Genomic DNA, 24,847 nt, shown 5'->3' on the forward strand with positions numbered 1-24,847 from the left:
GTGGCGCAACGAGAATTTTCCGCGACCAGCGGCGGTGTGCTGCTGGCGTCGGTGGTGGCGATCATGCTCGGGCCCACCGGCATCCTGCTGAACACCTTCAGTCTGTTCATCGCACCGATGAGCGCCGAGTACGCCTGGGACCGCGCCGAGGTGTCGTTGCTGGTGACGCTGTTCGGACTGGCGGTCGCCATCACCAGCCCGCTCAAGGGCTGGCTGATCGATCGTTGGGGCGCGCGGCGGACAATGCTCGGGCTGACCGCCGCCCTGTCGCTGCCGCTGCTCGGCCTGGCGGCGGTGAATGCCGTCTGGCAACTCTACGCGCTGTTCCTGCTGATCGGCCTGCTGGCGCCAGGCAACCTGCCTTACGGACGTATCCTCGGACTCTGGTTCCGCCAACGCCTGGGCGTGGCCTACGGCCTGCTAGGCCTGGGCTTCGGGGTGGGCGGGCCGCTGGGCCTGCTGGTCGGCCACCAGAGCCTCGAAGCGTGGGGCTGGCGCGGCGCTTTCCTGGTCTACGGCGTGCTCGAACTGGGCCTGGCGCTGCCGCTGCTGGCCTGGCTGTTCCGCGAGCCAGCGCCGGATGCTGGCGTGGCCGCCGGCACGGCCGTAGCGGAAACCGCGCTGAGCGGATCGACGGCGCCCCAGGCCTGGCGCAGCGCCAGTTTCTGGCTGGTGCTGGGCAACCAGGTACTGGCGGTGTTCGTGATGTCCGGGATCATGACCCATGGCGTGCCGATGCTGGTGGAGCGCGGTTTGTCCCGGGGCGAGGCGGGCACCGCGCTGTCGGCGTTGTGGGTCGGCATGATGCTGTCGCAGCCGCTGATGGGCTGGCTTCTCGACCGCGTGGCGACGCCTCGGGTGGCGTTGCCCTTCGCCCTGGCGGCGGTGCTCGGCATGGCCTGGTTCCTGGTGGGCGACACACCGAGCGGTCTATGGCTGGCGGTGTTCCTGGTCGGCCTGGGTGGAGGAGGGGAAAGCGGCACCACCAAGTACCTGTTGATGCGCTACTTCGGCCTGCGCAGCTTCGGTGTGATCTACGGTTCGATCCAGCCGTTCACCTTCGCCCTGTCGATCAGTCTCGGCGCTTACCTGCTGGGCTGGCTGTACGACCGCGCCGAAGGCTACGGGACGGCCGAATGGGTGCTGCTCGCGGCTTTTTCCCTGGCTGCGTGCAGCCTGTTCGCCTTTCGCCCCTATCCGCAGAAATTGCCCTGAAGGGAATCATGCCGGCTAGCGTTCGCCCTGGCGCCGCGCGGTCTTGCCGGCGAGGCGGGCCTGGCGATAGTCGTTGGCGCACTGTCCCGTCCAGCGACGGAAGGCGTGGCGAAAACTGGAGGTATCCATGTAGCCCAGCCTCTCGGCGACTTCCTCGATGCGCAGTCGCTCGTCCCGCAGCAGTTGGCGCGCCCTGTCGTGGCGGACCAGGTCGAGCACTTCCCGGTAGTTGGTGCCCTCGTCGGCGAGCCGTCGGCGCAGCGTCCGTTCGGTGACCTTCAACTGCCGGGCGACCCAGGCGATGCTCGGGTAGCGGTCCTGTAGCACCTCCAGCAGTGCCACGATGCGTTGGCGGTAGCCGCCCATCTCGCGGGTGACGCGGGTGTTGAAGGCCTTGCTGCCGAGCGCCAGCGAGGCCTGGAACACGGCGGAGTTGGCAGTGGCGATCTCGGCCTCGAGCAATTCCTCGGGGAGGGTGAAGGTGATGCCTGCGCCGGCGAAATACACCGGCACCCGGAAATACTCCTCGTATGCCCGCACGTCGCCGTTCCTTTCCGGGAGGCGCAGGCGGACCAGTTCCAGCTCGCCCAGCAGCAGGTCGCGGAACACCGCGTAGGCGGCCGACGCCAGGACGTTGGCGTGATACAGCCGGGCCGACTGCGGCCAGTCCGGCTTGTCCTGCAGGTCGATATCCACATCCACGGTGTCGCAACTGGAACGTCGCACCGCGATCCCGCGGATATCCTTGCGGAACAGCAGCATGTTGGTCTTGATCAGTTGCAAGGCTTCGCCCACGGTGCCGGCACTCTGCAATGCCAGCCCGGCGACGCCGTAGTCGGAAAGGCGGTAGTGCTCCCCCAGGCTCAGGCCTTCCAGGGGGGAGCGTCCGTTCAGCACGATCCACTCGTAGAGCGCTTCGCTGGGCAGGCGCGGCTCGGCAGCCGAACCCTGACGCATGTCCGGAGGCGTGATGCGTTGCACGGCGAGGTAGTTGTTGAGTGGTCGCCACTCGAAATCGTACTGGATGTTTTCGGACGGGCTCATCGGTTACCTCTTGCACGCGATGCTATCGCCCTGAAGGCGTCAGGGCTTCGTTATTCCATGCGGATGTCGTTTCGGTTGATTTTCGTACGCTGGGCTTCCGGCAATCACTACCTTGCGTAAGGGGTTGACAGGAGCGGGGTCTGCGTATAGCCGCGCCTCCGCGACGCCGTGCCGATCAGTCGTGCATGCTTGCCGTGGCCCGGCTGAGCACTGCCGTCCCGGCCACTCTCGCCGGGGTGGCTGCGCCTGGATGATCGTCGTGGGCGGTGGTGGCGCGGGCCGGTTGCCCTGAGCTTCAGGCGCCATCGCCGCTTGCCGGCGCTCGGGAGGCCGCTGGCCAAGGAAAACCGTAGCGCCGCGGCGGGCGGCGGCTAGCGGGGATTTCCGGCCACGCGTGCCGTGCCCGGGCCTCGCTTGCCTTCCCGGCGCGCCGGACTCCCGGTGGCCTGGAGGACAGGAAAAGCGAGCGGCGAGGTGTCGGCGAGCAGGGTCAACTCGATCTTCTGATAGGGTCGGTGGGCTGTCCGGGGCGGCTAGGATGGACATTTTCATCGTCTCGGGCAGGCCTGTCGCGACCGCGCGAAGTCGCGACGGATGCCGCTGCTAAGGAGCAACGGATGACCGTTCTTATCCAGGGGGCCGGGATCGCCGGCCTGGCGCTGGCGCGCGAATTCACCAAGGCAGGCATCGACTGGCTGCTGGTCGAGCGGGCCAGCGAGATCAGGCCCATCGGTACCGGCATCACCCTGGCGAGCAATGCGTTGACGGCGTTGTCCAGCACCCTGGATCTCGACCGGCTGTTCCGCCGTGGCATGCCGTTGGCCGGCATCAACGTATACGCCCACGACGGTTCGATGCTGATGTCGATGCCTTCCAGTCTGGGTGGGAGTTCCCGCGGCGGCCTGGCGTTGCAGCGCCACGAGCTGCATGCGGCGCTACTGGAGGGGCTGGATGAATCGCGCATTCGGGTCGGGGTCTCCATCGTGCAGATCCTCGACGGACTCGACCACGAACGCGTGACCCTGAGCGACGGCACTGTCCACGACTGTTCGCTGGTGGTCGGTGCGGATGGCATTCGTTCGAGCGTGCGACGTTATGTCTGGCCGGAGGCGACCTTGCGTCATTCCGGCGAAACCTGCTGGCGCCTGGTCGTTCCCCATCGGCTGGAGGACGCCGAGCTGGCGGGAGAGGTCTGGGGGCACGGCAAGCGCCTCGGCTTCATCCAGATCAGCCCGCGCGAGATGTATGTCTACGCGACCCTGAAGGTGCGCCGGGAGGAGCCCGAGGACGAGGAGGGCTTCGTAACCCCGCAACGGCTGGCCGCCCACTACGCGGACTTCGACGGCATCGGCGCGAGCATCGCCCGGCTCATACCGAGCGCCACCACGCTGGTGCACAACGACCTCGAGGAGTTGGCCGGCGCCTCCTGGTGCCGCGGACGGGTAGTGCTGATCGGTGACGCCGCACACGCCATGACGCCGAACCTGGGGCAGGGCGCGGCCATGGCCCTGGAGGACGCCTTCCTGTTGGCGCGCCTGTGGTGTCTGGCGCCGCGCGCCGAGACGCTGATCCTGTTCCAGCAGCAACGCGAGGCGCGGATCGAGTTCATCAGGAAGCAATCCTGGATCGTCGGCCGCCTTGGTCAATGGGAATCGCCCTGGAGCGTCTGGCTGAGGAATACCCTCGTTCGCCTGGTGCCGAATGCCAGTCGCAGGCGCCTCCACCAGCGTCTTTTCACCGGTGTCGGTGAGATGGCCGCGCAGTAGCCGCCGGTGCCAGTGGCGTCTTGGTCGCCTGTTTTCGACTTCGGCGATGGTCGCTATGGAGAAGTCCCGGGCAACCAGGGCGCTTGCGCTTTACCAGGCCCGGCGTCGCTGGGCTCTCCACAGGTTCGCCGGTTTTTGCTGCGATCCGGTCTGCCGCTCGCCGGGGGCTGGCGGTATACTTCGCAGCGCCCGTTCGATGCCGTCGAATGATGTTTCCATGACGCTTGATTTATGACGCCTTTGCGCCAAGCTAGGTCATGGGATGGCTTTCTGTTAAGGTTGCCGAAATCTCCTGGGGGCCCGTGTGGGCGGTTGTCTGCTAATGCGCGACGAGGTGCAGCGTGATTAAGGTGCTGGTGGTCGACGACCACGATCTGGTACGCACCGGTATTACCCGCATGCTGGCCGACATCGAAGGCTTGCAAGTGGTCGGCCAGGCCGACTGCGGTGAAGACTGTCTGAAACTGGCCCGCGAACTGAAGCCGGATGTCGTCCTGATGGACGTGAAGATGCCCGGTATCGGCGGCCTGGAGGCAACCCGCAAGCTGCTGCGCAGCCAGCCCGACATCAAGGTCGTGGTAGTCACCGTCTGCGAAGAGGATCCGTTCCCCACCCGCCTCATGCAGGCCGGCGCCGCCGGCTACATGACCAAGGGCGCGGGGCTGGAGGAAATGGTCCAGGCGATTCGCCAGGTCTTCGCCGGCCAGCGCTATATCAGCCCGCAGATCGCCCAGCAACTGGCGCTGAAGTCCTTCCAGCCGCAGCAGCACGATTCCCCCTTCGATTCGCTGTCCGAGCGCGAGATCCAGATCGCCCTGATGATCGCCAACTGCCACAAGGTGCAGAGCATCTCCGACAAGCTGTGCCTGTCGCCGAAGACCGTGAATACCTATCGCTACCGCATCTTCGAGAAGCTCTCGATCACCAGCGACGTGGAGCTGGCGCTGCTCGCCGTCCGCCACGGCATGGTCGATGCCGCCAGCTAGATGAGCGCCGTTTTCGACGCAAGCGCTTTCCTCGCTACCTGCAGCAATCGTCCGGGCGTCTACCGCATGTTCGATGCGGACGCCAAGCTTCTCTACGTGGGCAAGGCGAAGAGCCTGAAGAAGCGCCTGGCCAGCTATTTCCGCAAGTCCGGCCTGGCGCCGAAGACCGCTGCGCTGGTGGCGCGGATCGCCCAGGTGGAAACCACCATCACCGCCAATGAAACCGAGGCGTTGCTGCTGGAGCAGACGCTGATCAAGGAGTGGCGGCCGCCCTACAACATCCTGCTGCGGGACGACAAGTCCTATCCCTTCGTGTTCCTCTCCAGCGAGGACGAGTATCCGCGGCTGTCCCTGCACCGTGGCGCGAAGAAGCGCAAGGGGCGTTACTTCGGTCCCTATCCGAGCGCGGGAGCGATCCGCGAGAGCCTCAACCTGCTGCAGAAGGCGTTTCTCGTCCGCCAGTGCGAGGACAGCTATTTCCGCAACCGTACGCGGCCCTGCCTGCAATACCAGATCAAGCGCTGCAAGGGGCCCTGCGTGGGGCTGGTCAGTCCTGAGGAGTACGCCGAGGACGTGCGCCACTCGGTGATGTTCCTCGAAGGAAGGAGCAACGCGCTGGCCGACGAGCTGAACGTCGGCATGGAGCAGGCGGCGATGCGCCTGGACTTCGAGAAGGCGGCGGAGTTGCGCGACCAGGTGGCGATCCTGCGGCGGGTCCAGGACCAGCAGAGCATGGAAGGTGGCAACGGCGACGTCGACATCGTCGCCGCCATCGTCACCCCTGGCGGCGCTTGCGTACACCTGATCAGCGTACGCGGCGGGCGGGTGCTGGGCAGCAAGAACTTCTTCCCGCAGGTCGCGATCGAGGAGGAGGTGGGCGAAGTGCTGCTGGCGTTCCTTGGCCAGTACTATCTCAGCCACCAGGAGCGCGACCTGCCGGCGGAGTTGATCGTCAACGTGACGCACGAGGATTTCCCGGTGCTGGTTTCGGCGATCGCCGAAGCGCGAGGCCGCGAACTGGAGATCAGCTACCGGGTGCGTGGTACCCGCGCCCGCTGGCAGCAACTGGCGGTGACCAACGCCGAACAGGCCCTGGGCGCACGCCTGGCCAACCGCCAGCATGTGGCGGCACGCTTCGAAGCCCTTGCCGAGGCGCTCGACCTGGCGGAGCCGCCGCAACGCCTGGAGTGCTTCGATATCAGTCACTCCAGCGGCGAGGCTACCGTGGCTTCCTGCGTGGTGTTCGGCCCGGAAGGGCCGCTGAAATCGGACTATCGCCGCTACAACATCGAAGGCGTCACGGCCGGCGACGACTACGCGGCGATGCACCAGGCGCTGACCCGCCGCTTCAGTCGCCTGAAGGACGGCGAAGGGAAGATGCCCGACATTCTCCTGGTGGATGGCGGCAAGGGGCAATTGGCCATGGCCCAGGAGGTGCTCCAGGAACTGGCGGTCGCCGGTCTGATCCTGCTCGGCGTGGCCAAGGGCGTGACCCGCAAGCCGGGGCTGGAAACCCTCTACCTGAACGATGCCTCCCACGAGTTCACCCTGCCGGCCGATTCGCCGGCGCTGCACCTGATCCAGCAGATACGTGACGAAGCGCACCGTTTCGCCATCACCGGCCACCGTGCGCGGCGCGGCAAGGCACGGCGGACGTCGACGCTGGAGGACGTCCCTGGCGTCGGCCCGAAACGTCGGCGCGACCTGCTCAAGCATTTCGGCGGGTTGCAGGAATTGTCGCGGGCGAGTATCGATGAACTGGCCAAAGCCCCCGGTATCAGTAAAAAGCTTGCCGAGCAGATTTATGCCGTCCTGCACAGCGAGTAGAATGCCGGCTCACCTCGCAGCCTAGATGGTCCGATGAATATCCCCAATCTGCTCACGTTACTGCGCGTCCTGCTCATTCCGATCTTCATTCTGCTGTTCTATCTGCCGACGTCCTGGAGCTACCTGACCGCCAGTGCCGTGTTCGCCCTGGCCGCCGCCACCGACTGGCTGGACGGCTACCTCGCCCGGCGCCTCGGCCAGAGCACGCCGTTCGGCGCCTTCCTCGACCCGGTCGCGGACAAGCTGATGGTGGCGGTTGCGCTGGTCTTGCTGGTGGAAGAGCACGCCAACCTGTGGCTGACCCTGCCGGCGGTGATCATCATCGGCCGCGAGATCGTGGTTTCCGCCTTGCGTGAGTGGATGGCCGAACTGGGGGCGAGGGCGCAGGTCGCGGTGTCCAACCTGGGCAAGTGGAAGACCGCGGCGCAGATGCTGGCGCTGGTCATTCTCCTGGCGAATCCGCCGCTGATGACCTTCTGGGTGATTCTCGGCTACGTGCTGCTGATCATCTCCGCGGCGCTGACCCTGTGGTCCATGGTGCACTACCTGCTGGCCGCATGGCCGCATCTGTCGACCACCCCGAAAGAGAAATAAACTTTTTTGAATCAAGGAGTTGACACGGCGCCGCGATGCTATAGAATGGCGCCCGTCACCAAGACGATGCGGGAATAGCTCAGTTGGTAGAGCACGACCTTGCCAAGGTCGGGGTCGCGAGTTCGAGTCTCGTTTCCCGCTCCAAATATAGATCTATAGAGTTCCAATGAAGTCTGTAGATCATTGAGAAAGGGCCTTCGGGCCCTTTTTTCGTTCCGCCTCCAAGTCCCGTACCCGTTCGTGGAGCGTCCGCGCCGAGGGGCGGTTCTCCTTGCCGCTTTCCCGGCGACCGGGGCCGTACGTTTCGCGAAGCCCTTCGTCTCGCCAGCGAGGCGGCTTGCCGCAAGATGCTGCCTCGGCACATCAGAAGTGTGGCTGTCGCACTCCAGGGGGGCTCGATTCATTGCACCTTGGACCGCCTTCGTGCGCCTGTTGCTTTGGCTGCCACGTTCGACCGAGCCGTCCCAAGGCCAGCGCTTCGGTATCGCAGCGCTTCGACGACCACTGAGAAGGTCGGCGAAGGTTGCCTCTGACTTGGGTGATGGAGGTAATAGCCCGGGAATGGATCGCACCAACCTTCCAGCACGCTACCAGTTGCCCTCGGCGATGTGCGGCTCGAACTGGGCTTTCGAGTGCAGGCATGCCACGGCCAGTGCGCACGTCATCGCAAGCGGCTTCATCGATCTAGCCGGCGACGCGAAAGAGTCGAGGGTTTTCGCGAGCCGGGCATAAGGCGGCTGCCAGAGCGAGTGTCGACAGGCGTGGGTTCCTGGGAAAAGTATCCATCTACCTGCTAACATGGCGGCATCGTTGCCGATGTATCCGCAGGCTCCGGGTCGCGGATGCGCTGCTTTCTGTCCGGCCGGAGAACTTTGCCATCGTAGACTCGACATGCTGACAAGGTCGTTGCTGTCCGCGGTCTTTTGCCTGTTGCTGATCGCTCTGCAGCCGCTGCCCGTCGAAGCCGAATCCATCCTGCCGGATGGGCGTACGACGACAACGATGCGTCCCTGGCTCGATAAACGAGCCAGGCAGTGGCTGGATGCACGGGAGCCGCTGACGGTAGGCGTGGTTTCCCCCGACTATCCGCCGTTGTCCATCTTCTACGCAGGCTCCTACAAGGGCTTCACGGCCGATTACCTGGCCCTGGTGTTCGAGCGGCCGTTGCGCGTCAGGGACTTTCCGTCGCGGCAGGCGGCAATCGACGCGTTGTCGCAAGGGGAGATCGACCTGCTTGGCGTCGGTAGCGAGGTCGAGGCCCGACAACACGGCTTGCTGGCATCCGCTGCGTATCTTTCCGACCGGCCGGTACTGGTGTCTTCCAGCGGTGCCCCGTTCGATTCGCAGGCGGAGTCCTGGCTGGCCACGGTCAAGGGCTATCTTCCCGCCGAACGTATCAAGGCTGCCTATCCGCACAGCAGGATCATCTGGTTCGACTCGCCGCAGCTTGCCCTGGAAGCGCTGAGCATGGGGGATGTCGATGGCGTGCTGGGGGACGCAGTTTCCACGCACTACCTCATCCAGACCCATTACCTGCTGAACTTGCGCATCGAGAACTTCGCACCCATCGACAGCCAGGGTTTCCGTTTCCTGCTCCGGCCAGGTGACGAACCTCTGCTCGCGCTCATCGATCGCGCCCTGCCGCATATTAGCGGGCGCTACGGCGACGAACTGTTGCGCAGCTGGAGCGCCGGGCGGCGCCTGCGCTTCGACGAGCCCCGGGTGACGCTGTCGCCGGCGGAGCAGCGTTGGCTCTCCGCGCACCCGGTCGTGCCGGTGGTGATCAACCATTCCCTTGGCGCGCTCGGGCAACTGGATAACGAGGGGAGGCTGAGTGGTATCGGGCGTGACTATCTGGACCTGATCGGCAAGCGCAGTGGCCTGCGGTTTTCCTTCACTGGAGCACGCAACTTCGTCGAGACGAAAAGCCGACTGGATGCGGGGGAGGCATTGGTTACGCCGACCATGCCTTCGTCGGAGCGCTTCGATTCCGGCCTCGAAGTGCTGACGCCCTATCTACGCAGCACCACGGTGCTGATGGGCGCCCGCCAGGGTGGCCGGTATGAAAGGGTGGGGCGTGTCCATGGCCTCGCGGACCTGGCGGGCAAGCGATTGGCGACGACGATTGGCTACTTTCTCAACGACTTCATTCGACGCGAGCACCCGGAGATCAAGCTCCAGGTCTATCCGACCTTCCTCGCCGCCATGCGCAGCGTAGACGCCGGCCAGAGCGAGGCCGCCATCAGCAGCGACTATACCGGTCGCTATCTGTCCGCCCAGCATTTCGACAACCGGATCCAGGTCGTCGGTATCCTCGATGACCTCTCCATCCCGATCAGCATCGGCGTGGCGAGGAACCAGCCGGAGCTGCGGGGCATCCTGGAGAAGGCCCAGGTGGCGATCGCTCCGGAAGAAGTGGCGGAAATCCTCCACCGCTGGGAGCCTCGCTTCGCCAAGGGAGGGGCGGACTTCTGGCGCGATCACCGGAGCAAGATTCTGCAGATCGGCGGATTGTTCGGCGTACTGATTTCCATCTCCCTCATCTGGGGTTTCTACCTGATGCGCCAGGTGCGCAAGACCCGCCAGGCAGAAGAGCAAGCCGACGCTGCCAACCGTGCCAAGAGCGTGTTTCTTTCGACGATGAGTCACGAGATCCGCACGCCATTGAATGCGGTCATCGGCCTGCAGGAACTGGTGCTGAAAAAGGGCGAGAAGGGCGTGTTGGACCTAGATTCGCTGAGCATTGCCCAGGAGGCGGCCCAGGGGTTGCTGCTTCTGCTGGGCAATATTCTCGATTTGTCGCGGATCGAATCCGGTCGGTTCGATTCAGCTCCCGAACCAGTGCTTCCTGGCGAGTTGATCAGAGGAATCCTGCCGTTGGTTGGTGGGCTGACGCGGCAGAAGAATCTTTCCCTGGCACTGGAACTCGACGGGGATCTCGAGCATTGGGTGCTGGTGGATCCCCTGCATTTCAAGCAGGTGTTGTTCAACCTGCTGGGCAATGCCATCAAGTTCACCGAGCGCGGAGGGGTAACGGTGCGGGCGGTGGGGCGGCGCGAGGCGGAGAGGCTTCATTTGCTGCTCGAGGTAAGCGACACCGGCCTCGGTATTTCGGAGGAGGACCAGGCCAGGCTGTTCCGGCCATTCTCGCAGGTCGGCTCTCCTGCGCTTGGCCAGGCGTCCGGCAGCGGCCTGGGGCTGTACATCAGCCGACGCCTGGTGCACCTGATGGGCGGCCAGATCAGCCTGCGCAGCGAACTGGGCAACGGCTCCTGCTTCTCGGTCGAGTTCGATCTTCCGCTGACCGGGCCTCCGCCCAGCGAGTCCAGCGAAGCGCGTTCCGGAGTTGCCGAGGTCGAGGAGCAGAAAGAGGCAAGGGCGCTCTCGATCTTGCTTGCGGAAGACCATCCGTTCAATCGGCTGACCCTGACCATGCAATTGGAAAGCCTTGGGCACCGGGTGACCTCCACGGAAGATGGCGAGGAAGCATTCGAACGTTGGCAGGGCGAAGACTTCGATGTCGTGATTACCGACGGCATGATGCCGCGGATGGATGGCTACGAGCTGGCGCGACGTATCCGGTCGCAAGAGGCCCTTGGCGGTCGGCGTCGCTGCTTGGTGATAGCGCTTACCGCCAGCGCCGAGAAGGATGCGCTGGAGCGTTGCCTGGCTGCCGGCATGGACCGGGTCCTGTTCAAGCCGACTACGCTCGATGAGCTCGCTCGGGCGCTGAACGGGGGAGAGCCGCTCATGCCTACGAGCGTCGATTCGCAATGAAAGTGCCCGACTGGTTGCCGTTTTGCGTGCCGCGAGCGGATGTATCGGGTAATCTCTCGCAGAAATGAACCAGCACTAGTGAAGCGAACGATGGGTTTTGAACAACTTGCCGAGCTGAGAGACCGTCTGCGCGCACAGGCGGCGCAGGCGAAACCGGCTCAAACCAAAAGCTCCGCGGGACGCGCGAAGAAACGTGAAGCCGTCGAGCCGGGAGTCGAGGCTATCTGGAGGCTGCAACGGCATTTTCCGCTGGCGTTTCCGAAAAGTCCCGCGGCCAAGGTTCCGCTCAAGCAGGGTATTCTCCAGGATGCGCAGCAGCACCTCGAACTACTGGGAATCACCGCCGAACAACTGAAACAGGCCATCGCCACCTGGTGCCAGGGCAGCCGCTACTGGAGTTGTATGGTGGAAGATGCGCCGCGACTGGATCTGCAAGGCCAGGTTGCCGGCAAGGTAACCGCCGAGCAGGCGGTGTATGCGCGGCGGCAGGCGTCTCGCCGGCAGCGCGAGCAGATGCGCGAGAAGCGCGCCAAGCGTGCACAGGCGGGTGGCGAAGCGCCGGCCGCCACGGAGGCGCCGACGCCTGAAGCGCCCGCAACCGAAGCGAGCCCCGAGGCGAACTGATCGCCGGGGCAGGGCGCGTCGGATCCTGGCGCGCTCCTCGGTTGCCGGTCGCTGCGGGCCCATTTCGCGGACGTCTGGGCCCGTTTCTCCCGGCTTGTGCTACGCAATAGCCTGATCTGCAAAGTTTTTTTCGTAGAGCGCTTGCCAAGCTCGGCGAATCCGTCCATAATTGCGTCCATTCCAGCGATGGGTGAGCTAAAAATCTTTTGAAATCAAAGGGTTATAAGTTCAAAATCGCGCCAGGAAAGAAATTTCAGCGATATGCCAAACGCATGTCGCTTCGCTCAAAGGCTGAGTAGCAGAGTGGTTATGCACCGGATTGCAAATCCGTGAACGCCGGTTCGATTCCGACCTCAGCCTCCAACAGGAAAGCCCCGTAGCTCAGTGAGTTACGGGGCTTTTTTCTTTCCTGTCCGGTATTGCTGAAGCAAGTTCCTTGGGGTGCCCCCATAACGCTTTCATACTTTTACGGTCTCGCAACCGCCTCCCTTTCCCGATAACCGCTCCGTAATTGCTACTTTCCCGGAGTGTCCGAGGAGTACCCCAGCACCTGTCACGTTTTCGGCCGTTGCCTGCAATCCAGCCCCGTGCGCGGCTTTCATCTGGACGCAAGATCCGGTCTGGGTCGGTCATCGGCTGGTCGTCATCGAACATGACCAGCCGAGCCGGTCTGTCCTGCCGCCTGCCTTCCGGGCCTCTATCGATCAACCGTTGTGGCGACCGCGAGCGGAAGGCGCTCGGCGGAGGGCCCGTTTCATCTTGCCTTGCGTTTCAAGGAAACCGGCAGGCCCCAGGTCAGGTCTTCCATGCCTGCTTCGCCGAGTATCTCGGTTTTCATCGGCTGGATGCGCGCGAGCACCTGGCGGCCCGTTTCATCCAGCCTTGGCTGCTCGCGATCGATGAACCTTTTCGTCAGCTCCATGGGCGCTGGCCTCATGAAGACCTGGATATCCTGCAAGGCGCACTTGATGTTTTGCGTGTCCACGGCCTTGCAGGTCTTCCTGTCATAGCTCACGGCCGGGGTCTTCAAGTGGAACCGATCGCTGAGCAGGATCTGCCCAGGCTGAATGGTGAAGGACAGCGGGGCATAGGCGTCGGGTATCTGCGCTTGCAGCTTGATGGAGGGAACGTCCTCGATCTTCGTGCCTTCGGCCCAACCGGCATCCGAGACCATTTCCCGCTGGCTGTATTGCTGCTCGGTCCAGCCCACGCATTGGCCGGAGGCCATGTGCACGGCGCTGCAGACATTCTGTGTGTAGGTTTTATCTGCATAGGAGGCGTCGCGCCAGTAGTTCTCCTTCACGAACCGGCGATACAGCACGGCGGACAGGTTCACCGAACCAAGTGGGCTGGCAGCCGGCTGCCCCTTTGGCGCCTTGATCTGGGCAAGGGTGCTGTCGATCTTGTAGTCGATCCCTCCGGACAGCAGGTAGGTTCCCGGCGGGACGATGTTGACCTCGAGGAAGTCCCACAGATAGACGGCTTCCTTGATCTTCTCCAGGTCGTTGTTGGCAAAGGCCTGCATGTAGGCGATCCCGGGCACGTCCTTATTCTTGAATATGACCCGATGCGAGTAGCTGGAGAGGTCCGTCACGCTCTTGTTGGGCATGAGTGCCGGTACCAGCACCACGGACATACCTTCGCGGGTAGCCTCATCGATCATGTTCAGGAGCTGGTTGGTGGGGTTCTGCTGGGAGCCGCCGAGTCCGGCGTTGCCTAGGGAGGCGCAGGCTGACAACAGGCTTGCCGGGAGCAGGATCGCGAAGGGGCTCAGACGCCGAGCGATGGTTTTCATGAGATATCCTTATCTATACGGGCCAATGACTTAAGGCGAGTGCGGGAAGAATCCTAATCTACTCCTTGCGGATTCCCAAGGAGCGTTCGTCCCGCGCGTAGGAAGGAGCGTTTGAGTCGAGCGCGTCACAGCCTGTTGCTGCAATCCTGGGTACTCACATGCGTTCGAATGCTGGCGAGCCAGTGCGTACTGCGTTGGTGATGGCTCGCTGCGGGTAGAGTTCGTGCCGGTCATCGAGGGCTGGCTGCGTGGGGGCGCAATGAAGACGCGCATCCCAGCTCTTCTGGCGATTCGTGAGTGCGGATCAAATCTGTTTTACCGCCGAACGACTTTTTCCGTTCCCTGCGCCTATCTAACCTGCCGCTCTCTTCAACCCGGGATCGGCAGGCATCTCCGCTGCGGTTCCAGCATGTACGGAACACCATGAAAAACATTCTCCTGCTCAACGGCGGAAAGCGTTTCGCCCATTCCGACGGTCGCCTCAACCAGACCCTGCACGAAACCGCCCTGGCCCATCTGGACCGCCGTGGCTTCGACCTGCGCCAGACCCTCATCGACGGTGGCTATGACATCCCGACGGAGGTGGACAAGTTCCTCTGGGCCGACGTGGTGATCTACCAGATGCCCGGCTGGTGGATGGGCGCGCCATGGACAGTGAAGCGCTACATCGACGAAGTCTTCACGGCCGGACACGGCAGCCTCTATGCCAACGACGGTCGTACCCGCTCCGACAGCACGCAGAAATATGGCAGCGGCGGTCTGGTGCAGGGCAAGCGCTACATGATCTCGGCGACCTGGAATGCACCACGGCAGGCGTTCGACGATCCGAGCGACTTCTTCGAAGGGAAAGGCGTGGATGCGGTGTATTTCCCCTTCCACAAGGCCAACCAGTTCCTCGGCATGTCCGGCCTGCCGACGTTCCTCGCGGTGGATGTGATGAAGCGCCCGGACGTCCCGGCTACCGTCGCTGCCTACCAGGCGCACCTGGACAGGGTGTTCGGGCGCGCCGGCTGAGTTCGACGGCGAGCCTCGTGTCGCTTCGCTGGATGGAGTGGCGGGTCGAAATCCAGGCTCTCGGGACGAGGCCTAATGGTCACGGATCCGCTATCCGGGCTTTTCTCGGCCACGACCCGCGAGTGATCCGAAATTCGATTTTTCCATCGATCCGTCGAATTAGATTTCATCGGGGACGGGCAGGAAAGGATGCTTTGCACGAATATTCGAATGGGCGCATCGTAAAATGAGCGCGCTTCGACCGTGTCGAAGCCACCCCCGACAACGTTGCCGGCAGGTCGCTCATCGACTTCCGACGCCTGCCGCCGAATTCAGGAGATTCACATGTGTCCTTGCCCTCACTCCCAGACCCAGGGAGAAACGGACGGAGAGGCTGAGTGGCATAACGCCGCCCTGGACTTCACCCATGCGATGAGCTACGGCGATTACCTGAAGCTGGAGAAGGTCCTGGACGCCCAGTTCCCGCTTTCGCCCGACCACAACGAAATGCTGTTCATCATCCAGCACCAGACCTCGGAGCTATGGATGAAGCTGATGCTCCACGAACTGCGGGCCGCCCGGGAGCACGTCAAGTCAGGCAAGCTCGGTCCGGCGCTGAAAATGCTCGCCAGGGTCTCGCGGATCTTCGACCAGCTGGTACACGCCTGGGCGGTGCTGGCGACCATGACGCCGACCGAGTACAACACCATCCGCCCGTACCTGGGCCAGTCTTCCGGTTTCCAGTCCTACCAGTACCGCGAGATCGAATTCATCCTCGGCAACAAGAACGCCACCCTGCTCAAGCCCCATGCTCACCGTGCCGAGCTGCTGGCGGCCCTGGAGCAGGCCCTGCATACGCCGTCGCTATACGACGAAGCGATCCGCCTGATGGCCGCCCAGGGGTTGCCGGTAAGCCAGGAGCGGCTCGCCCGGGACGCGGCGGCCGGCACCTGTTACGAGGCCTCGGTGGAGGCGGCGTGGCGACAGGTCTACCAGGCGCCGGAACGCTACTGGGACCTGTATCAGCTGGCGGAGAAACTGATCGACCTGGAGGACTCGTTCCGCCAGTGGCGCTTCCGTCACGTGACCACGGTGGAGCGCATCATCGGTTTCAAACCCGGCACGGGCGGAACCGAGGGAGTGGGGTATCTGCGCAGCATGCTCGATACCATCCTCTTCCCCGAACTGTGGCGGCTCCGTTCCAACCTGTAGTACCGGATGAGGCGCAGCATCCGCCTGCGCCTCAGTCGTTGCCGGCGCCTCCCGCCGCCCACTCTTGCCGCAAAAGCCCCATGAGAACGACATTCCAGCGTTCCCGGCCGACCCGGGTGGCGGAGCGGCGCAAGCCTTCTTCGCGGAACCCCGCGCGTCGATAGAGATGACGGGCGGCAGCGTTCCAGTCGTACACGTTCAATTCAACGCGCTCGATGTCGGCGTCGGCGAAGGCCTCGGCGAGCAGCGCCTCCAGCATCGGCAGCCCCAGGCCCTGGCCGCGCGCGCTTGGCGCCAGGGCTATGCGAGCCAGGCGGACGACGCCGTTGCGGCGGTCGAACAGCAACTGGCAATGGCCGATGACCTGGTCATCCCGGCAAGCGCTCCAGAGCAGGCGCAGCGGCGGTCGCCGGCGGCTTTCCGCGAGGTCTTCATGCATCTGCTCGAGGCTCAGCGGATGCCGCAGGGCGGGGCCGGCCCATTGCACCAGCTCCTTTTCCGTGGCGAACCAGCGTTGCAGGATTGGGAAGTGTTCCAGCTGGAACGGGACGAGTTGCAGTTCCGGGACGGAACCCGTGCCGGGTGTGGGCATGCGGAGTGCCTCGCTCAGGTCATCGGGGGGAGCCGGCGTTTAACCGGGGACTTCTTGACGATGGCGGTGTTGGTTTCCGCGTAGCCGTTGATCCTGTCCAGCAGCGTGTCGAGCTGTTCCATCGAACGAACCTGGAGGCGGGCGATGAAGCAGTCGTCACCGGTGACCTTGTCGCACTCGGTGAACTCGGCGATGTCCTGGATCTGTCGCTCGACCTCGTGCAGCCTGCCGGGCAGGGGGCGGATGCGCACGATCGCCTGGAACTGGTAGCCGAAACAGCGGGGGTCGACATCCAGGGTGTAGCCGCGGATCACGCCGCGTTCTTCCAGCTTGCGCAGGCGTTCGGCGACGCTCGGGGCCGATAGCCCGCTGACCTGGGCGAGAGCCTTGAGGGACAGTCGCGAGTCAGCCATGAGGGCGTTGATCAGGCGTTGGTCGATGTCGTCGGTCATGTCGGCCTCGAAAGTTTTTTTTCAAAATAGCCCTGATAAAAAAGGTCGTCACGGGTTTTTGCCTGAGTAATGCGATGGAGGGCTGGAAGACGACTTTGGATAATCATAGGCCTGTCTTGCGGGAGAGCGCCCATGAACGATCCGATCCGTCGCGGTACGCTGGAAATGACTTCGGCCATGCTGATCTGCGGCACCATTGGCTGGCTGGTGCTGCTCTCCGGGCAGCCCGTGCTGGACGTGGTGTTCTGGCGCTGCGTATTCGGTTTCGCCACGCTGCTGGTCGCCTGTGCCGCGCTGGGTTTCCTGCGCCGCGGCAGCCTGGGGCGCGAGGCGTTCCTGCTGGCGCTCCTCAGCGGGGTGTTCATCGTCGGCAACTGGGTATTGCTGTTCGCATCCTACTCACGGGCTTCGATCGCCATCGGTACCGCGGTCTACAACGTCCAGCCGTTCATGCTGGTGGGGCTAGGCGCGGTGTTTCTCGGCGAGAAGGTCACGGCGCGCAAGCTGGGCTGGCTGGGGCTTTCGTTCGCCGGCATGCTGGCGATCGTCAGCGCCCACGGCGACAGCGACGCCCCGCGCGGGGACTACCTGTTCGGTATCCTCCTGGCGCTCGCTGCCGCGCTGCTGTATGCCTTTGCCGCGCTGATCGTGAAGCGCCTGCAAGGCACGCCGCCGCATCTTATCGCCTTGATCCAGGTGGGCACCGGCGTGCTGATGCTCGCACCGCTGGCGAACCTTGCCGAACTGCCCCGGCACGTTGCTCCCTGGGCCAGCCTGGCGACCCTGGGAATCGTCCATACCGGGCTGATGTACGTACTGCTCTACGGCGCCATTCAGAAATTGCCGACGGCGCTGACCGGTGCCTTGTCCTTCATCTATCCGGTCGCGGCGATCCTGGTGGACTGGCTGGTCTTCGAACATCGCCTGAGCCTGGCCCAGTGGCTTGGCGTGGCTGCCATCCTGCTCGCCGCGGCGGGCATGCAGCAGGGTTGGAGCGTGCGCCTGCCGAGGCCGGCGGTGCGTCGCGGCTGAGGCGCGGGGGAAAGAAAAAGCCCCGCGACGAGGCGGGGCTTTTCTACGGCGATCTCGGCCGATCAGTTGCCGAAGACCTTGAAGCGTTCGCTTTCGGCGATGAAGGCTTTCTCGCCCGCCGGAGCGGCGATGGCGCCGAAAGGCATCTGTGCGCGCAGCTTCCAGCTTTCCGGCAGGTTCCAGGTCTTGTGGGTCTGCGCATCTACCAGCGGGTTGTAGTGCTGCAGGCTGGCGCCGACCTTGTGCTCGGCGAGGGCGGTCCAGACCGCGAACTGGGCCATGCCGCTGGCCTGCTCCGACCACACCGGGAAGTTGTCGGCGTAGAGGGCGAACTGCTCCTGAAGCTGGCGCACTACCGTCTGGTCTTCGAAGAACAGTACGGTGCCGGCACCGGCGGCGAAGGAATTGAGCTTGGTTTCGGTGGCGGCGAAAGCGTCGGCGGGAACGATCTTCTTCAACTCGTCCTTGGCGATGTTCCAGAACTGCTCGTGCTCGGCGCCGAACAGGACGACCACCCGCGAGCTCTGCGAGTTGAACGCGGAAGGGCTGTGCGAGACGGCCTCCTTGACCAGTTCGACGATTTTCTCCTGGGAGACGGGCAGTTGCTTGTCCAGGGCGTAGATGGTGCGGCGGTTCTTGATGGAGGAGAGGAATGCGTCAGACATCGTGAGGCTCCTTGTTTGGAAATTGGATTCGATATTAGCGACGGCCTCGATGAGATCAATGGGAAATAACCGGTGATTCCTATCGGCTGATGCGATGGATACCCGGCTTCTCCAGGAAAGCCGGGTATCCACGGTCCAGCGCGGCCGGCAGCGAGAGACGGCAAGTACGGATGAAAATGGAATATCGAGAAAGTCGATGGGCATAAAACCGCGAGGACTTGGCCTTTGATTCAGGTCAAGCAGGGTGAAGGCGGGGGAGGCGGCCAACCTTTAGTGATGGTGACCTGGCAGCCCGGCTCGGTGATGGTTCGATTGTAGGATTGTCGGACAAAAACTGGAGCGCACGATGTTTGAAAATTTCTCTCCCAGCACCATGCTGGCCATCAAGAAGTACGCCTATTGGCTCTGGCTGCTGCTGGCGTTGTCCATGCCGTTCAACTACTGGATGGCCCAGGACAGCGCACATCCGGCCTTCTGGGCATTTTCCCTGGTGATTGCGGTATTCGGCATCGGGCCGCTGCTGGACATGCTGTTCGGCCGCGACCCGGCCAACCCCGACGAGGAAACGCAGACGCCGCAGTTGCTCGGCCAGGGCTATTACGTATTGCTGACCCTGGCCACGGTGCCGGTGCTCATCGGTACGCTGGTGTGGGCCGCTGGCGTGTTCGTCGCTTTCCAGGAGTGGGGCTGGCTCGGCCGGTTGGGCTGGATCCTCTCGATGGGCACGGTGATGGGAGCGGTGGGGATCGTCGTCGCCCATGAGCTGATCCACAAGGACTCGGCGCTGGAGCAGGCTGCCGGCGGCATTCTGCTGGCCGCCGTGTGCTACGCGGGGTTCAAGGTCGAGCATGTGCGCGGCCACCATGTGCATGTGTCTACGCCGGAGGACGCTTCGTCGGCGCGTTTCGGCCAGTCGGTCTACCAGTTCCTGCCGCATGCCTACAAGTACAACTTCCTCAACGCCTGGCGCCTTGAAGCGGTGCGGCTGCGCAAGAAGGGCCTGCCGGTGTTCGGCTGGCAGAACGAACTGATCTGGTGGTACCTGCTGAGCCTGGCGTTGCTGGTCGGTTTCGGTTGGGCGTTCGGCTGGCTGGGGATGGTTTTCTTCCTTGGCCAAGCGTTCGTCGCGGTGACCCTGCTGGAGATCATCAACTACGTCGAGCACTACGGCCTGCATCGGCGAAAGGGCGAGGACGGGCGCTACGAGCGGACCAACCATACCCACTCCTGGAACAGCAACTTCGTCTTCACCAACCTGGTCCTGTTCCATCTGCAACGGCATTCCGACCATCATGCCTTCGCCAAACGCCCCTATCAGGTCCTCCGTCATTATGACGATAGCCCGCAGATGCCCAGCGGTTATGCCGGGATGGTGGTGCTGGCGCTGATCCCGCCGCTGTGGCGGGCGGTCATGGACCCCAAGGTGCGGGCCTACTATGCGGGCGAAGAGTTCCAGTTGACGGCCGAACAGAGCGAGCGGCCGGCAGCTTCCTGAGAATGGCCGGCGTCCCCGCTCCGTGCCCGAATAGCTCTTCGTTCGGGCAATCCCGCCTTGCCTGGGGTTGACTATCCTTAGCGATATCTCGGCACGGAAAGGAGCCCAGGGATGAACATTCGGCAGAGAATCCTCGCTTCGGGCGCCATCGGCATCGTGGCTGTGGTGCTGCTCGGCGGGGTCGGCTTCTGGGGGCAATTGCGGTTGGGCAAGGCACTGTCGGAGAACGAGCTGAGCGTCAATGCGCTGCGCAACCACATGGAAGGCGACATGATGCACGACGCCTTGCGCGCCGACGTCCTCGCGGCGTTCGTGGTCCAGCCCGGCGACGGCGCGGCGGCCGAGCAGGTCCGCGAGGACCTGCAGGAGCACAGCCAGTGGTTTCGCAAGGTGGTCGAGCAGAACCAGGGGCTGCCTCTCAACGACGCCATCCACCAGGCGCTGGTCGAGTTGCGGCCCGACCTGGAAGCCTACATCGGCGCCGCCGAGAGCATCGTCGGCAAGGCGTTGCTCGATCCCGTGGCGGCGCGGGCCGAGCTGCCGCAGTTCGTCCAGGCCTTCAAGGAGCTGGAAGGGCGCAACGAAGCGCTCAGCAGCCTGATCGAGAAACACGTCGAGCAGACCAACCGGGCGCGCGAAGACAGCATGCGCTATTCCGCCTGGATGCTCGCGGGCGGCATCCTGGTCGCCTGCCTGGTCCTTGGACAGCTCTGTCGCCAGTTGCTGCGCGCCGTCCTGCAGCCGCTGCGCAAACTGGTCTCATCGGCCCGGGTGATCGCCCAGGGCAACCTGCAGGAGCCGATCGGCGTCGACAGCAATGACGAGGCCGGCCAGTTGCAGCGGGCGTTGGGCGAGATGCAGGAGAACCTGCGGCAGATGATCACCATCATCCGCCAGGAAAGCGAAGAGCTCCACGACACCTCCCAATCCATCGGCCAGACCTCGCAGTCGATCGTCCACGGCGCCAGCCAACAGGCCGACAGCGCCACCAGCATGGCTGCGAGCATGGAAGAGATGATCACCAATATCTCGCAGATTTCCGACCACGCCGACAACGCCAGGGTGATCTCGGCCAAGTCCGAGGAGCTGGCCAGCAGTGGCGGGCAGGTGATCCTCAACGTGGTGGAAGGGATGAGCCGCATCGCCGACGTGGTCAACCAGTCCTCCACCAGCATCACCGCTCTCGGCCAGTCGTCGGACGAGATCCATTCGATCATCCAGGTGATCAAGGGGATCGCCGAGCAGACCAACCTGCTGGCGTTGAACGCCGCCATCGAGGCGGCGCGGGCCGGAGAGGCCGGGCGCGGTTTCGCCGTGGTCGCCGACGAGGTACGCGGGCTGGCGGCGCGGACCACCCAGTCGACCCAGGAGATCACCGCGATGATCGAGCGCATCCGCGCCAGCACGGGGCAAGCGATCAACAGCATGGAGGCCGGCGTGAGCCGGGTCAACGAGGGGGTGTCGTTCGCCCGTCAGGCAGGGGTGTCGATCAACGAGATCCTCGATGGAACCCGTCATGCCGCGTCGGTGGTCGATGAGATTTCCCAGACCATCCGCGAGCAGTCGCGCGCCAGTGATGAAATCGCCCAGCGCGTGGAACTCATCGCCCAGCGTTCGCAGCAGAACACCCAGGCGATGCACGAGATGGCCGCCACCGCCAGGCGCCTGAACGAGGTTGCAGCGACCATGCGCTCGTCGGTGGAGCGCTTCAAGATCTGACGGGAGCCGCCTAGGTCGTCGACTCCGGGAGGCGCACGAACAGCGTGTAGCGTGCGCCTTCGATCGCTTCGAAGGCGATCAGCTTCTCGATCAGCGCCAGGTTCAGGACCTTGCCCGCGTTGAGCAGCAGCATGCCGTTGTTGGCGGTGAGGTTGCGCGCCAGCACCATGCCCGGAACCAGGTCGCGGGTGCCATGGGCACGGACTTGCGGATCGGCCAGGGTGACATCGGCAAGGGTCGTCGCGCAGACCTGGATGAACGGTTCGATCAGCTCGGGGTCGTACAGCCGGCCGGCGTATTTGCGGATGTACATCAGTGCTTCGTCGCGATTCATGCGCCGTTCGAGGATCAGTCCGCGCTGCAGCTCGACGAAATCCACCGCCAGCTTCAAGAGGCGCGAGCCCAGGGGAATGGCCTCGCCCTTGAGGTGGTCCGGATAGCCGCTGCCGTCCCAGTGCTCCTGGTGATGGCGAATCAGGCGGGCGGCGTCCTGCATCGGTTCCAGCGACATCAGCAGCGACTCGCTGAGCTCCGGGTAGCCGCGGAAACGATCGCGGTCGTGGTGATAGAGCAGGTCCGAGGGCGAGCTGAGCAGGGTGTCGTTCCAGCTCAGCTTGCCGATGTTGTAGAGCGCTGCGGCCATCGCCAGGTCGCGACCATCCGATTCGTCGACGAGGCCGCTGGCACAGCAGGCGCGGACCAGTTCGATGATTTGCTGGTTGGTCTGCTTGTCCTTGGGCAGGCGCTGGTTGACCAGCAGCGAGAAGACTTCGGTGCCGACCACGTAGCTGCGCTTTAGCTCCTCATAGGCGAGGTCGAGCATGTCGGCGGTCTGCTGCAGTTCGGCGGTGCGCGCCTGAACGCGCTTTTCCAGCGTGGCGTTGAGTTGCTGGAGGCGGTCGTTCTGCTCCTGGGTAAGTCGCTCCAGGCGCCGCCGCTCGCGCTCGGAATGCAGGTATTCGAGCGACTGGCGCAGGGTCAGCAGCAACTCGTCGTCGTTCCACGGCTTGCTCAGGTAATGGTGGATGCGCCCTTCATTGATGGCCTTGGCGATGGTTGGCAGGTCGGCATGGCCGGTGAGCAGGATGCGAATGGTTTCCGGGGAGCGGCGATGGATTTCCGCGAGCAGGGCAGCACCGTCCATGTTCGGCATGCGGGCGTCGGACACCACCAGGTCCACGGGCCGGCTTTCCAGCAGTTGCAGGGCCTGTTCGCCGCTCTCCGCCAGCAACAGGTCGTAGGGCTGGTTTCGTAGCAGCCGGCGCAGGCTGCTGAGGATCAGCGGCTCGTCGTCGACCAGCAGCACGCTGAAGCGGATCTCCGTCTCGTTGGAAGGAGGTGCGCTATCGTTCATGAGTGTCTGTCCACCGGGTGAGTTTTGCCTGAATACTTCAGGCAAGCATAGTCCGAGTCTGGCCTGGACGAGGGCGCATGCACGCGGCGGCTGGGCGAGCGGAGGTGCGGATCATGGAGACGTTACCCATCAGGAACCGGCGCTTGCTGGTGATCGATGAGCGGCAGGCGGATCGAGACCGTGTATGCGGGTTGTTGCAGGGAACCCTAGGGGCCGAATCGCCTCCCGTGGCGCCTGAGCGGGGCTACCAGGTGGATACGGCGGGAAGCGCCGAGGAGGCATTGGGGCGGATACGCTCGGCCCTCCAGGCCGATGCGCCGTATGCCGTGGTGTTTCTCGGGATGCCGTCGGTAGGCGCGGATATTCCCGTTCTAGAGCGGTTCTGGCGTCTCGACTCCCGCTTGCAGGTCGTGGTGCATGCGCCTCCCGCCGATTTTCCGCTATTGGCGCCGTGGGCTGCGGAAGAGCGCCTGCTGCTCCTCGGCCTGCCTTTGCAGGGACAGGAGGTCCGCCAGATGGCCGGCAATCTCAGCGCCAAGTGGAACGTGACGGCTCACCTCCAGTTGCAGATGAGCCGGATGGAGGCTGCCATCCAGGAGATCACCCGGGAAGTCGGCCAGGCCAAGGAGGCGCTGGAGAAAGAGATCGGCGAGCGCAAGGAACTGGAAAGCCAACTGGTGCAGACGGAGAAGCTTGCCTCGATCGGCCACCTGGCCGCCGGCGTCGCCCATGAGATCAATAACCCCATCAGCTACGTTTCCTCCAACTACACCACCCTGGAGGAGCACGTCAGGCGTTTGCTGGAGGTACTTGAAGCCTATGAAGAGGCTCGCCCCGCGATCCGCGACGAGGCGCTGGCAAGACGCCTGGAGCAGCTCGGTGAGCGGGTCGAACTGGCCTTCGTCAAGGAGGATGTCGCCGTGTTGCTGCGCGAATCCAGGGAAGGTATAGGGCGGGTGCGCAAGATCGTCCAGGACCTGAAGAACTTCTCCCGCGTCGACGCCGAGGACGACTGGCAGTGGACCGATCTGCACCAGGGGATCGAGTCGACCCTCAATATCGTCGCCAGCGAACTGAAGTACCGGGCCGACGTGGTCCGCGAATACGGCGATCTGCCCGAGGTGAAGTGCCTGCCGTCGCAGATCAACCAGGTGGTGATGAACCTGGTGATGAACGCGGCCCAGGCGATGGGGCCGGAGCGGGGTCGCATCGTGATTCGCACGGGGCATACCGTGGAGCATGCCTGGATCGAGGTGGAAGACTCGGGGCAGGGTATCTCCCCCGAGATCCTGCCGCGCATCTTCGATCCGTTCTTCACCACCAAGCCGGTAGGCAAGGGGACCGGCCTGGGGTTGTCGCTCTCCTACGGCATCGTCCAGAAACACGGCGGCACCATCGAGGTACGTAGCCAGCCGGGAGTCGGCAGCGCTTTCCGGATCGTGCTTCCCCTGGAATCGCCCGGCAACCTGGGCGGAGCCCACGGAAATTAACTGTTGCGCCGGCTAGGGTAACGTAAGACAATGATTTATCTACCGTTTGGGGTGGGTCTCGGGTTGGGATGCCGGTTTGGTTCCCGTTGCCGGCTCACTTGAAGCGAGATCCTGCCCGGATGGCGAAATCGGTAGACGCAAGGGACTTAAAATCCCTCGGGGGTAACCCCGTGCCGGTTCGACCCCGGCTCCGGGCACCATCGTGTTTCCTGGCG

At 63.9% G+C, this 24,847-nt stretch carries 19 protein-coding genes and 3 tRNA genes; 16 read left to right on the forward strand and 6 right to left on the reverse strand.

Features of this window, described 5'->3' with window-relative positions; genetic code table 11:
• Nucleotides 1–1,215 carry an MFS transporter gene (locus ACI766_RS12200; RefSeq protein ID WP_003113355.1) on the forward strand — a complete coding sequence of 405 codons (1,215 nt, stop codon included), beginning with the start codon at nucleotides 1–3 and terminating at the stop codon, nucleotides 1,213–1,215.
• 15 nt (nucleotides 1,216–1,230) lie between these two features.
• Here the strand turns inward: ACI766_RS12200 and ACI766_RS12205 are convergent, their stop codons facing one another.
• Nucleotides 1,231–2,259: an AraC family transcriptional regulator gene (locus tag ACI766_RS12205; protein WP_003097554.1), complete on the reverse strand. Its 1,029-nt coding sequence runs from the start codon at nucleotides 2,257–2,259 to the stop codon at nucleotides 1,231–1,233.
• 617 nt (nucleotides 2,260–2,876) lie between these two features.
• Between ACI766_RS12205 and pqsH the strand changes: the two genes are divergently transcribed.
• From pqsH to ACI766_RS12245, 8 genes are all read left to right on the forward strand, one after another.
• Nucleotides 2,877–4,025, forward strand: a complete 1,149-nt coding sequence (gene pqsH, locus ACI766_RS12210; RefSeq protein WP_003119987.1) for a 2-heptyl-3-hydroxy-4(1H)-quinolone synthase — start codon at nucleotides 2,877–2,879, stop codon at nucleotides 4,023–4,025.
• 341 nt (nucleotides 4,026–4,366) lie between these two features.
• Nucleotides 4,367–5,011 (forward strand): UvrY/SirA/GacA family response regulator transcription factor, encoded by a 645-nt coding sequence (gene uvrY, locus ACI766_RS12215; RefSeq protein ID WP_003090351.1) that lies wholly within the window; start codon nucleotides 4,367–4,369, stop codon nucleotides 5,009–5,011.
• Complete coding sequence (uvrC, locus tag ACI766_RS12220) at nucleotides 5,012–6,838, forward strand: excinuclease ABC subunit UvrC (protein ID WP_003097551.1); 1,827 nt, start codon at nucleotides 5,012–5,014, stop codon at nucleotides 6,836–6,838.
• A gap of 33 nt (nucleotides 6,839–6,871) precedes the next feature.
• Nucleotides 6,872–7,432, forward strand: coding sequence for a CDP-diacylglycerol--glycerol-3-phosphate 3-phosphatidyltransferase (gene pgsA / locus ACI766_RS12225; protein WP_003090349.1), 561 nt, complete (start codon nucleotides 6,872–6,874; stop codon nucleotides 7,430–7,432).
• 68 nt (nucleotides 7,433–7,500) lie between these two features.
• Nucleotides 7,501–7,576, forward strand: a tRNA-Gly gene (locus tag ACI766_RS12230).
• A 654-nt stretch (nucleotides 7,577–8,230) separates the two neighbouring features.
• On the forward strand, nucleotides 8,231–11,209 hold the full coding sequence (locus ACI766_RS12235) for an ATP-binding protein (RefSeq protein WP_087823731.1): 2,979 nt from the start codon (nucleotides 8,231–8,233) through the stop codon (nucleotides 11,207–11,209).
• 90 nt (nucleotides 11,210–11,299) lie between these two features.
• The gene (locus ACI766_RS12240) at nucleotides 11,300–11,833 is read left to right on the forward strand and encodes a ProQ/FINO family protein (RefSeq protein WP_003099002.1); all 534 of its coding nucleotides are present in this window, start codon (nucleotides 11,300–11,302) and stop codon (nucleotides 11,831–11,833) included.
• A 289-nt stretch (nucleotides 11,834–12,122) separates the two neighbouring features.
• Nucleotides 12,123–12,196: transfer RNA gene (locus ACI766_RS12245), tRNA-Cys, on the forward strand.
• Nucleotides 12,197–12,587: 391 nt separating this feature from the next.
• Here the strand turns inward: ACI766_RS12245 and ACI766_RS12250 are convergent.
• The gene (locus ACI766_RS12250; RefSeq protein WP_003102461.1) at nucleotides 12,588–13,628 is read right to left on the reverse strand and encodes a hypothetical protein; all 1,041 of its coding nucleotides are present in this window, start codon (nucleotides 13,626–13,628) and stop codon (nucleotides 12,588–12,590) included.
• 423 nt (nucleotides 13,629–14,051) lie between these two features.
• Between ACI766_RS12250 and ACI766_RS12255 the strand changes: the two genes are divergently transcribed.
• Together ACI766_RS12255 and kynA are read left to right on the forward strand one after the other, a co-directional pair.
• On the forward strand, nucleotides 14,052–14,642 hold the full coding sequence (locus tag ACI766_RS12255; RefSeq protein ID WP_012614078.1) for an NAD(P)H-dependent oxidoreductase: 591 nt from the start codon (nucleotides 14,052–14,054) through the stop codon (nucleotides 14,640–14,642).
• Between the two features lie 324 nt (nucleotides 14,643–14,966).
• Complete coding sequence (gene kynA, locus ACI766_RS12260) at nucleotides 14,967–15,833, forward strand: tryptophan 2,3-dioxygenase (protein WP_003160422.1); 867 nt, start codon at nucleotides 14,967–14,969, stop codon at nucleotides 15,831–15,833.
• Nucleotides 15,834–15,864: 31 nt separating this feature from the next.
• On the opposite strand, the gene ACI766_RS12265 is transcribed toward kynA, so the two are convergent.
• Together ACI766_RS12265 and ACI766_RS12270 are read right to left on the reverse strand one after the other, a co-directional pair.
• A complete protein-coding gene (locus ACI766_RS12265; RefSeq protein ID WP_003102467.1) occupies nucleotides 15,865–16,425 on the reverse strand; it encodes a GNAT family N-acetyltransferase in 561 nt (186 codons plus the stop codon).
• A 14-nt stretch (nucleotides 16,426–16,439) separates the two neighbouring features.
• Nucleotides 16,440–16,877 carry an Lrp/AsnC family transcriptional regulator gene (locus ACI766_RS12270; protein WP_003102469.1) on the reverse strand — a complete coding sequence of 146 codons (438 nt, stop codon included), beginning with the start codon at nucleotides 16,875–16,877 and terminating at the stop codon, nucleotides 16,440–16,442.
• A gap of 132 nt (nucleotides 16,878–17,009) precedes the next feature.
• On the opposite strand from ACI766_RS12270, the gene ACI766_RS12275 reads away from it, so the two are divergent.
• A complete protein-coding gene (locus tag ACI766_RS12275) occupies nucleotides 17,010–17,909 on the forward strand; it encodes a DMT family transporter (protein WP_003116840.1) in 900 nt (299 codons plus the stop codon).
• A 62-nt stretch (nucleotides 17,910–17,971) separates the two neighbouring features.
• Here ACI766_RS12275 and ACI766_RS12280 read toward each other — a convergent pair whose 3' ends face one another.
• Nucleotides 17,972–18,574, reverse strand: a complete 603-nt coding sequence (locus tag ACI766_RS12280) for a nitroreductase family protein (protein WP_003113348.1) — start codon at nucleotides 18,572–18,574, stop codon at nucleotides 17,972–17,974.
• A 346-nt stretch (nucleotides 18,575–18,920) separates the two neighbouring features.
• On the opposite strand from ACI766_RS12280, the gene alkB1 reads away from it, so the two are divergent.
• Complete coding sequence (alkB1, locus tag ACI766_RS12285; RefSeq protein WP_003102475.1) at nucleotides 18,921–20,069, forward strand: alkane 1-monooxygenase AlkB1; 1,149 nt, start codon at nucleotides 18,921–18,923, stop codon at nucleotides 20,067–20,069.
• Between the two features lie 111 nt (nucleotides 20,070–20,180).
• Nucleotides 20,181–21,788 carry a methyl-accepting chemotaxis protein gene (locus ACI766_RS12290; RefSeq protein WP_004350033.1) on the forward strand — a complete coding sequence of 536 codons (1,608 nt, stop codon included), beginning with the start codon at nucleotides 20,181–20,183 and terminating at the stop codon, nucleotides 21,786–21,788.
• Between the two features lie 10 nt (nucleotides 21,789–21,798).
• On the opposite strand, the gene ACI766_RS12295 is transcribed toward ACI766_RS12290, so the two are convergent.
• A complete protein-coding gene (locus ACI766_RS12295) occupies nucleotides 21,799–23,142 on the reverse strand; it encodes a two-component system response regulator (RefSeq protein ID WP_003102481.1) in 1,344 nt (447 codons plus the stop codon).
• Nucleotides 23,143–23,219: 77 nt separating this feature from the next.
• Between ACI766_RS12295 and ACI766_RS12300 the strand changes: the two genes are divergently transcribed.
• Complete coding sequence (locus ACI766_RS12300) at nucleotides 23,220–24,632, forward strand: ATP-binding protein (RefSeq protein WP_003120048.1); 1,413 nt, start codon at nucleotides 23,220–23,222, stop codon at nucleotides 24,630–24,632.
• Nucleotides 24,633–24,745: 113 nt separating this feature from the next.
• A tRNA-Leu gene (locus tag ACI766_RS12305) sits at nucleotides 24,746–24,832 on the forward strand.
• Nucleotides 24,833–24,847 lie beyond the last annotated feature (15 nt).

This window comes from Pseudomonas sp. DL, assembly GCF_047199225.1.
Lineage (GTDB): Bacteria > Pseudomonadota > Gammaproteobacteria > Pseudomonadales > Pseudomonadaceae > Pseudomonas > Pseudomonas aeruginosa.

Excerpts from the sequence above, each read along its gene's own strand:
- pgsA (WP_003090349.1), top strand. The coding sequence starts at position 6,872 with ATGAATATCCCCAATCTGCTCACGTTACTGCGCGTCCTGCTCATTCCG.
- ACI766_RS12235 (WP_087823731.1), top strand. The coding sequence starts at position 8,231 with ATGGCGGCATCGTTGCCGATGTATCCGCAGGCTCCGGGTCGCGGATGC.
- ACI766_RS12250 (WP_003102461.1), bottom strand. The coding sequence starts at position 13,628 with ATGAAAACCATCGCTCGGCGTCTGAGCCCCTTCGCGATCCTGCTCCCG.
- ACI766_RS12280 (WP_003113348.1), bottom strand. The coding sequence starts at position 18,574 with ATGTCTGACGCATTCCTCTCCTCCATCAAGAACCGCCGCACCATCTAC.
- uvrC (WP_003097551.1), top strand. The coding sequence starts at position 5,012 with ATGAGCGCCGTTTTCGACGCAAGCGCTTTCCTCGCTACCTGCAGCAAT.
- ACI766_RS12240 (WP_003099002.1), top strand. The coding sequence starts at position 11,300 with ATGGGTTTTGAACAACTTGCCGAGCTGAGAGACCGTCTGCGCGCACAG.
- ACI766_RS12270 (WP_003102469.1), bottom strand. The coding sequence starts at position 16,877 with ATGACCGACGACATCGACCAACGCCTGATCAACGCCCTCATGGCTGAC.
- ACI766_RS12295 (WP_003102481.1), bottom strand. The coding sequence starts at position 23,142 with ATGAACGATAGCGCACCTCCTTCCAACGAGACGGAGATCCGCTTCAGC.
- ACI766_RS12205 (WP_003097554.1), bottom strand. The coding sequence starts at position 2,259 with ATGAGCCCGTCCGAAAACATCCAGTACGATTTCGAGTGGCGACCACTC.
- alkB1 (WP_003102475.1), top strand. The coding sequence starts at position 18,921 with ATGTTTGAAAATTTCTCTCCCAGCACCATGCTGGCCATCAAGAAGTAC.
- ACI766_RS12300 (WP_003120048.1), top strand. The coding sequence starts at position 23,220 with ATGCACGCGGCGGCTGGGCGAGCGGAGGTGCGGATCATGGAGACGTTA.
- pqsH (WP_003119987.1), top strand. The coding sequence starts at position 2,877 with ATGACCGTTCTTATCCAGGGGGCCGGGATCGCCGGCCTGGCGCTGGCG.
- ACI766_RS12290 (WP_004350033.1), top strand. The coding sequence starts at position 20,181 with ATGAACATTCGGCAGAGAATCCTCGCTTCGGGCGCCATCGGCATCGTG.
- ACI766_RS12275 (WP_003116840.1), top strand. The coding sequence starts at position 17,010 with ATGAACGATCCGATCCGTCGCGGTACGCTGGAAATGACTTCGGCCATG.
- ACI766_RS12255 (WP_012614078.1), top strand. The coding sequence starts at position 14,052 with ATGAAAAACATTCTCCTGCTCAACGGCGGAAAGCGTTTCGCCCATTCC.
- kynA (WP_003160422.1), top strand. The coding sequence starts at position 14,967 with ATGTGTCCTTGCCCTCACTCCCAGACCCAGGGAGAAACGGACGGAGAG.
- ACI766_RS12265 (WP_003102467.1), bottom strand. The coding sequence starts at position 16,425 with ATGCCCACACCCGGCACGGGTTCCGTCCCGGAACTGCAACTCGTCCCG.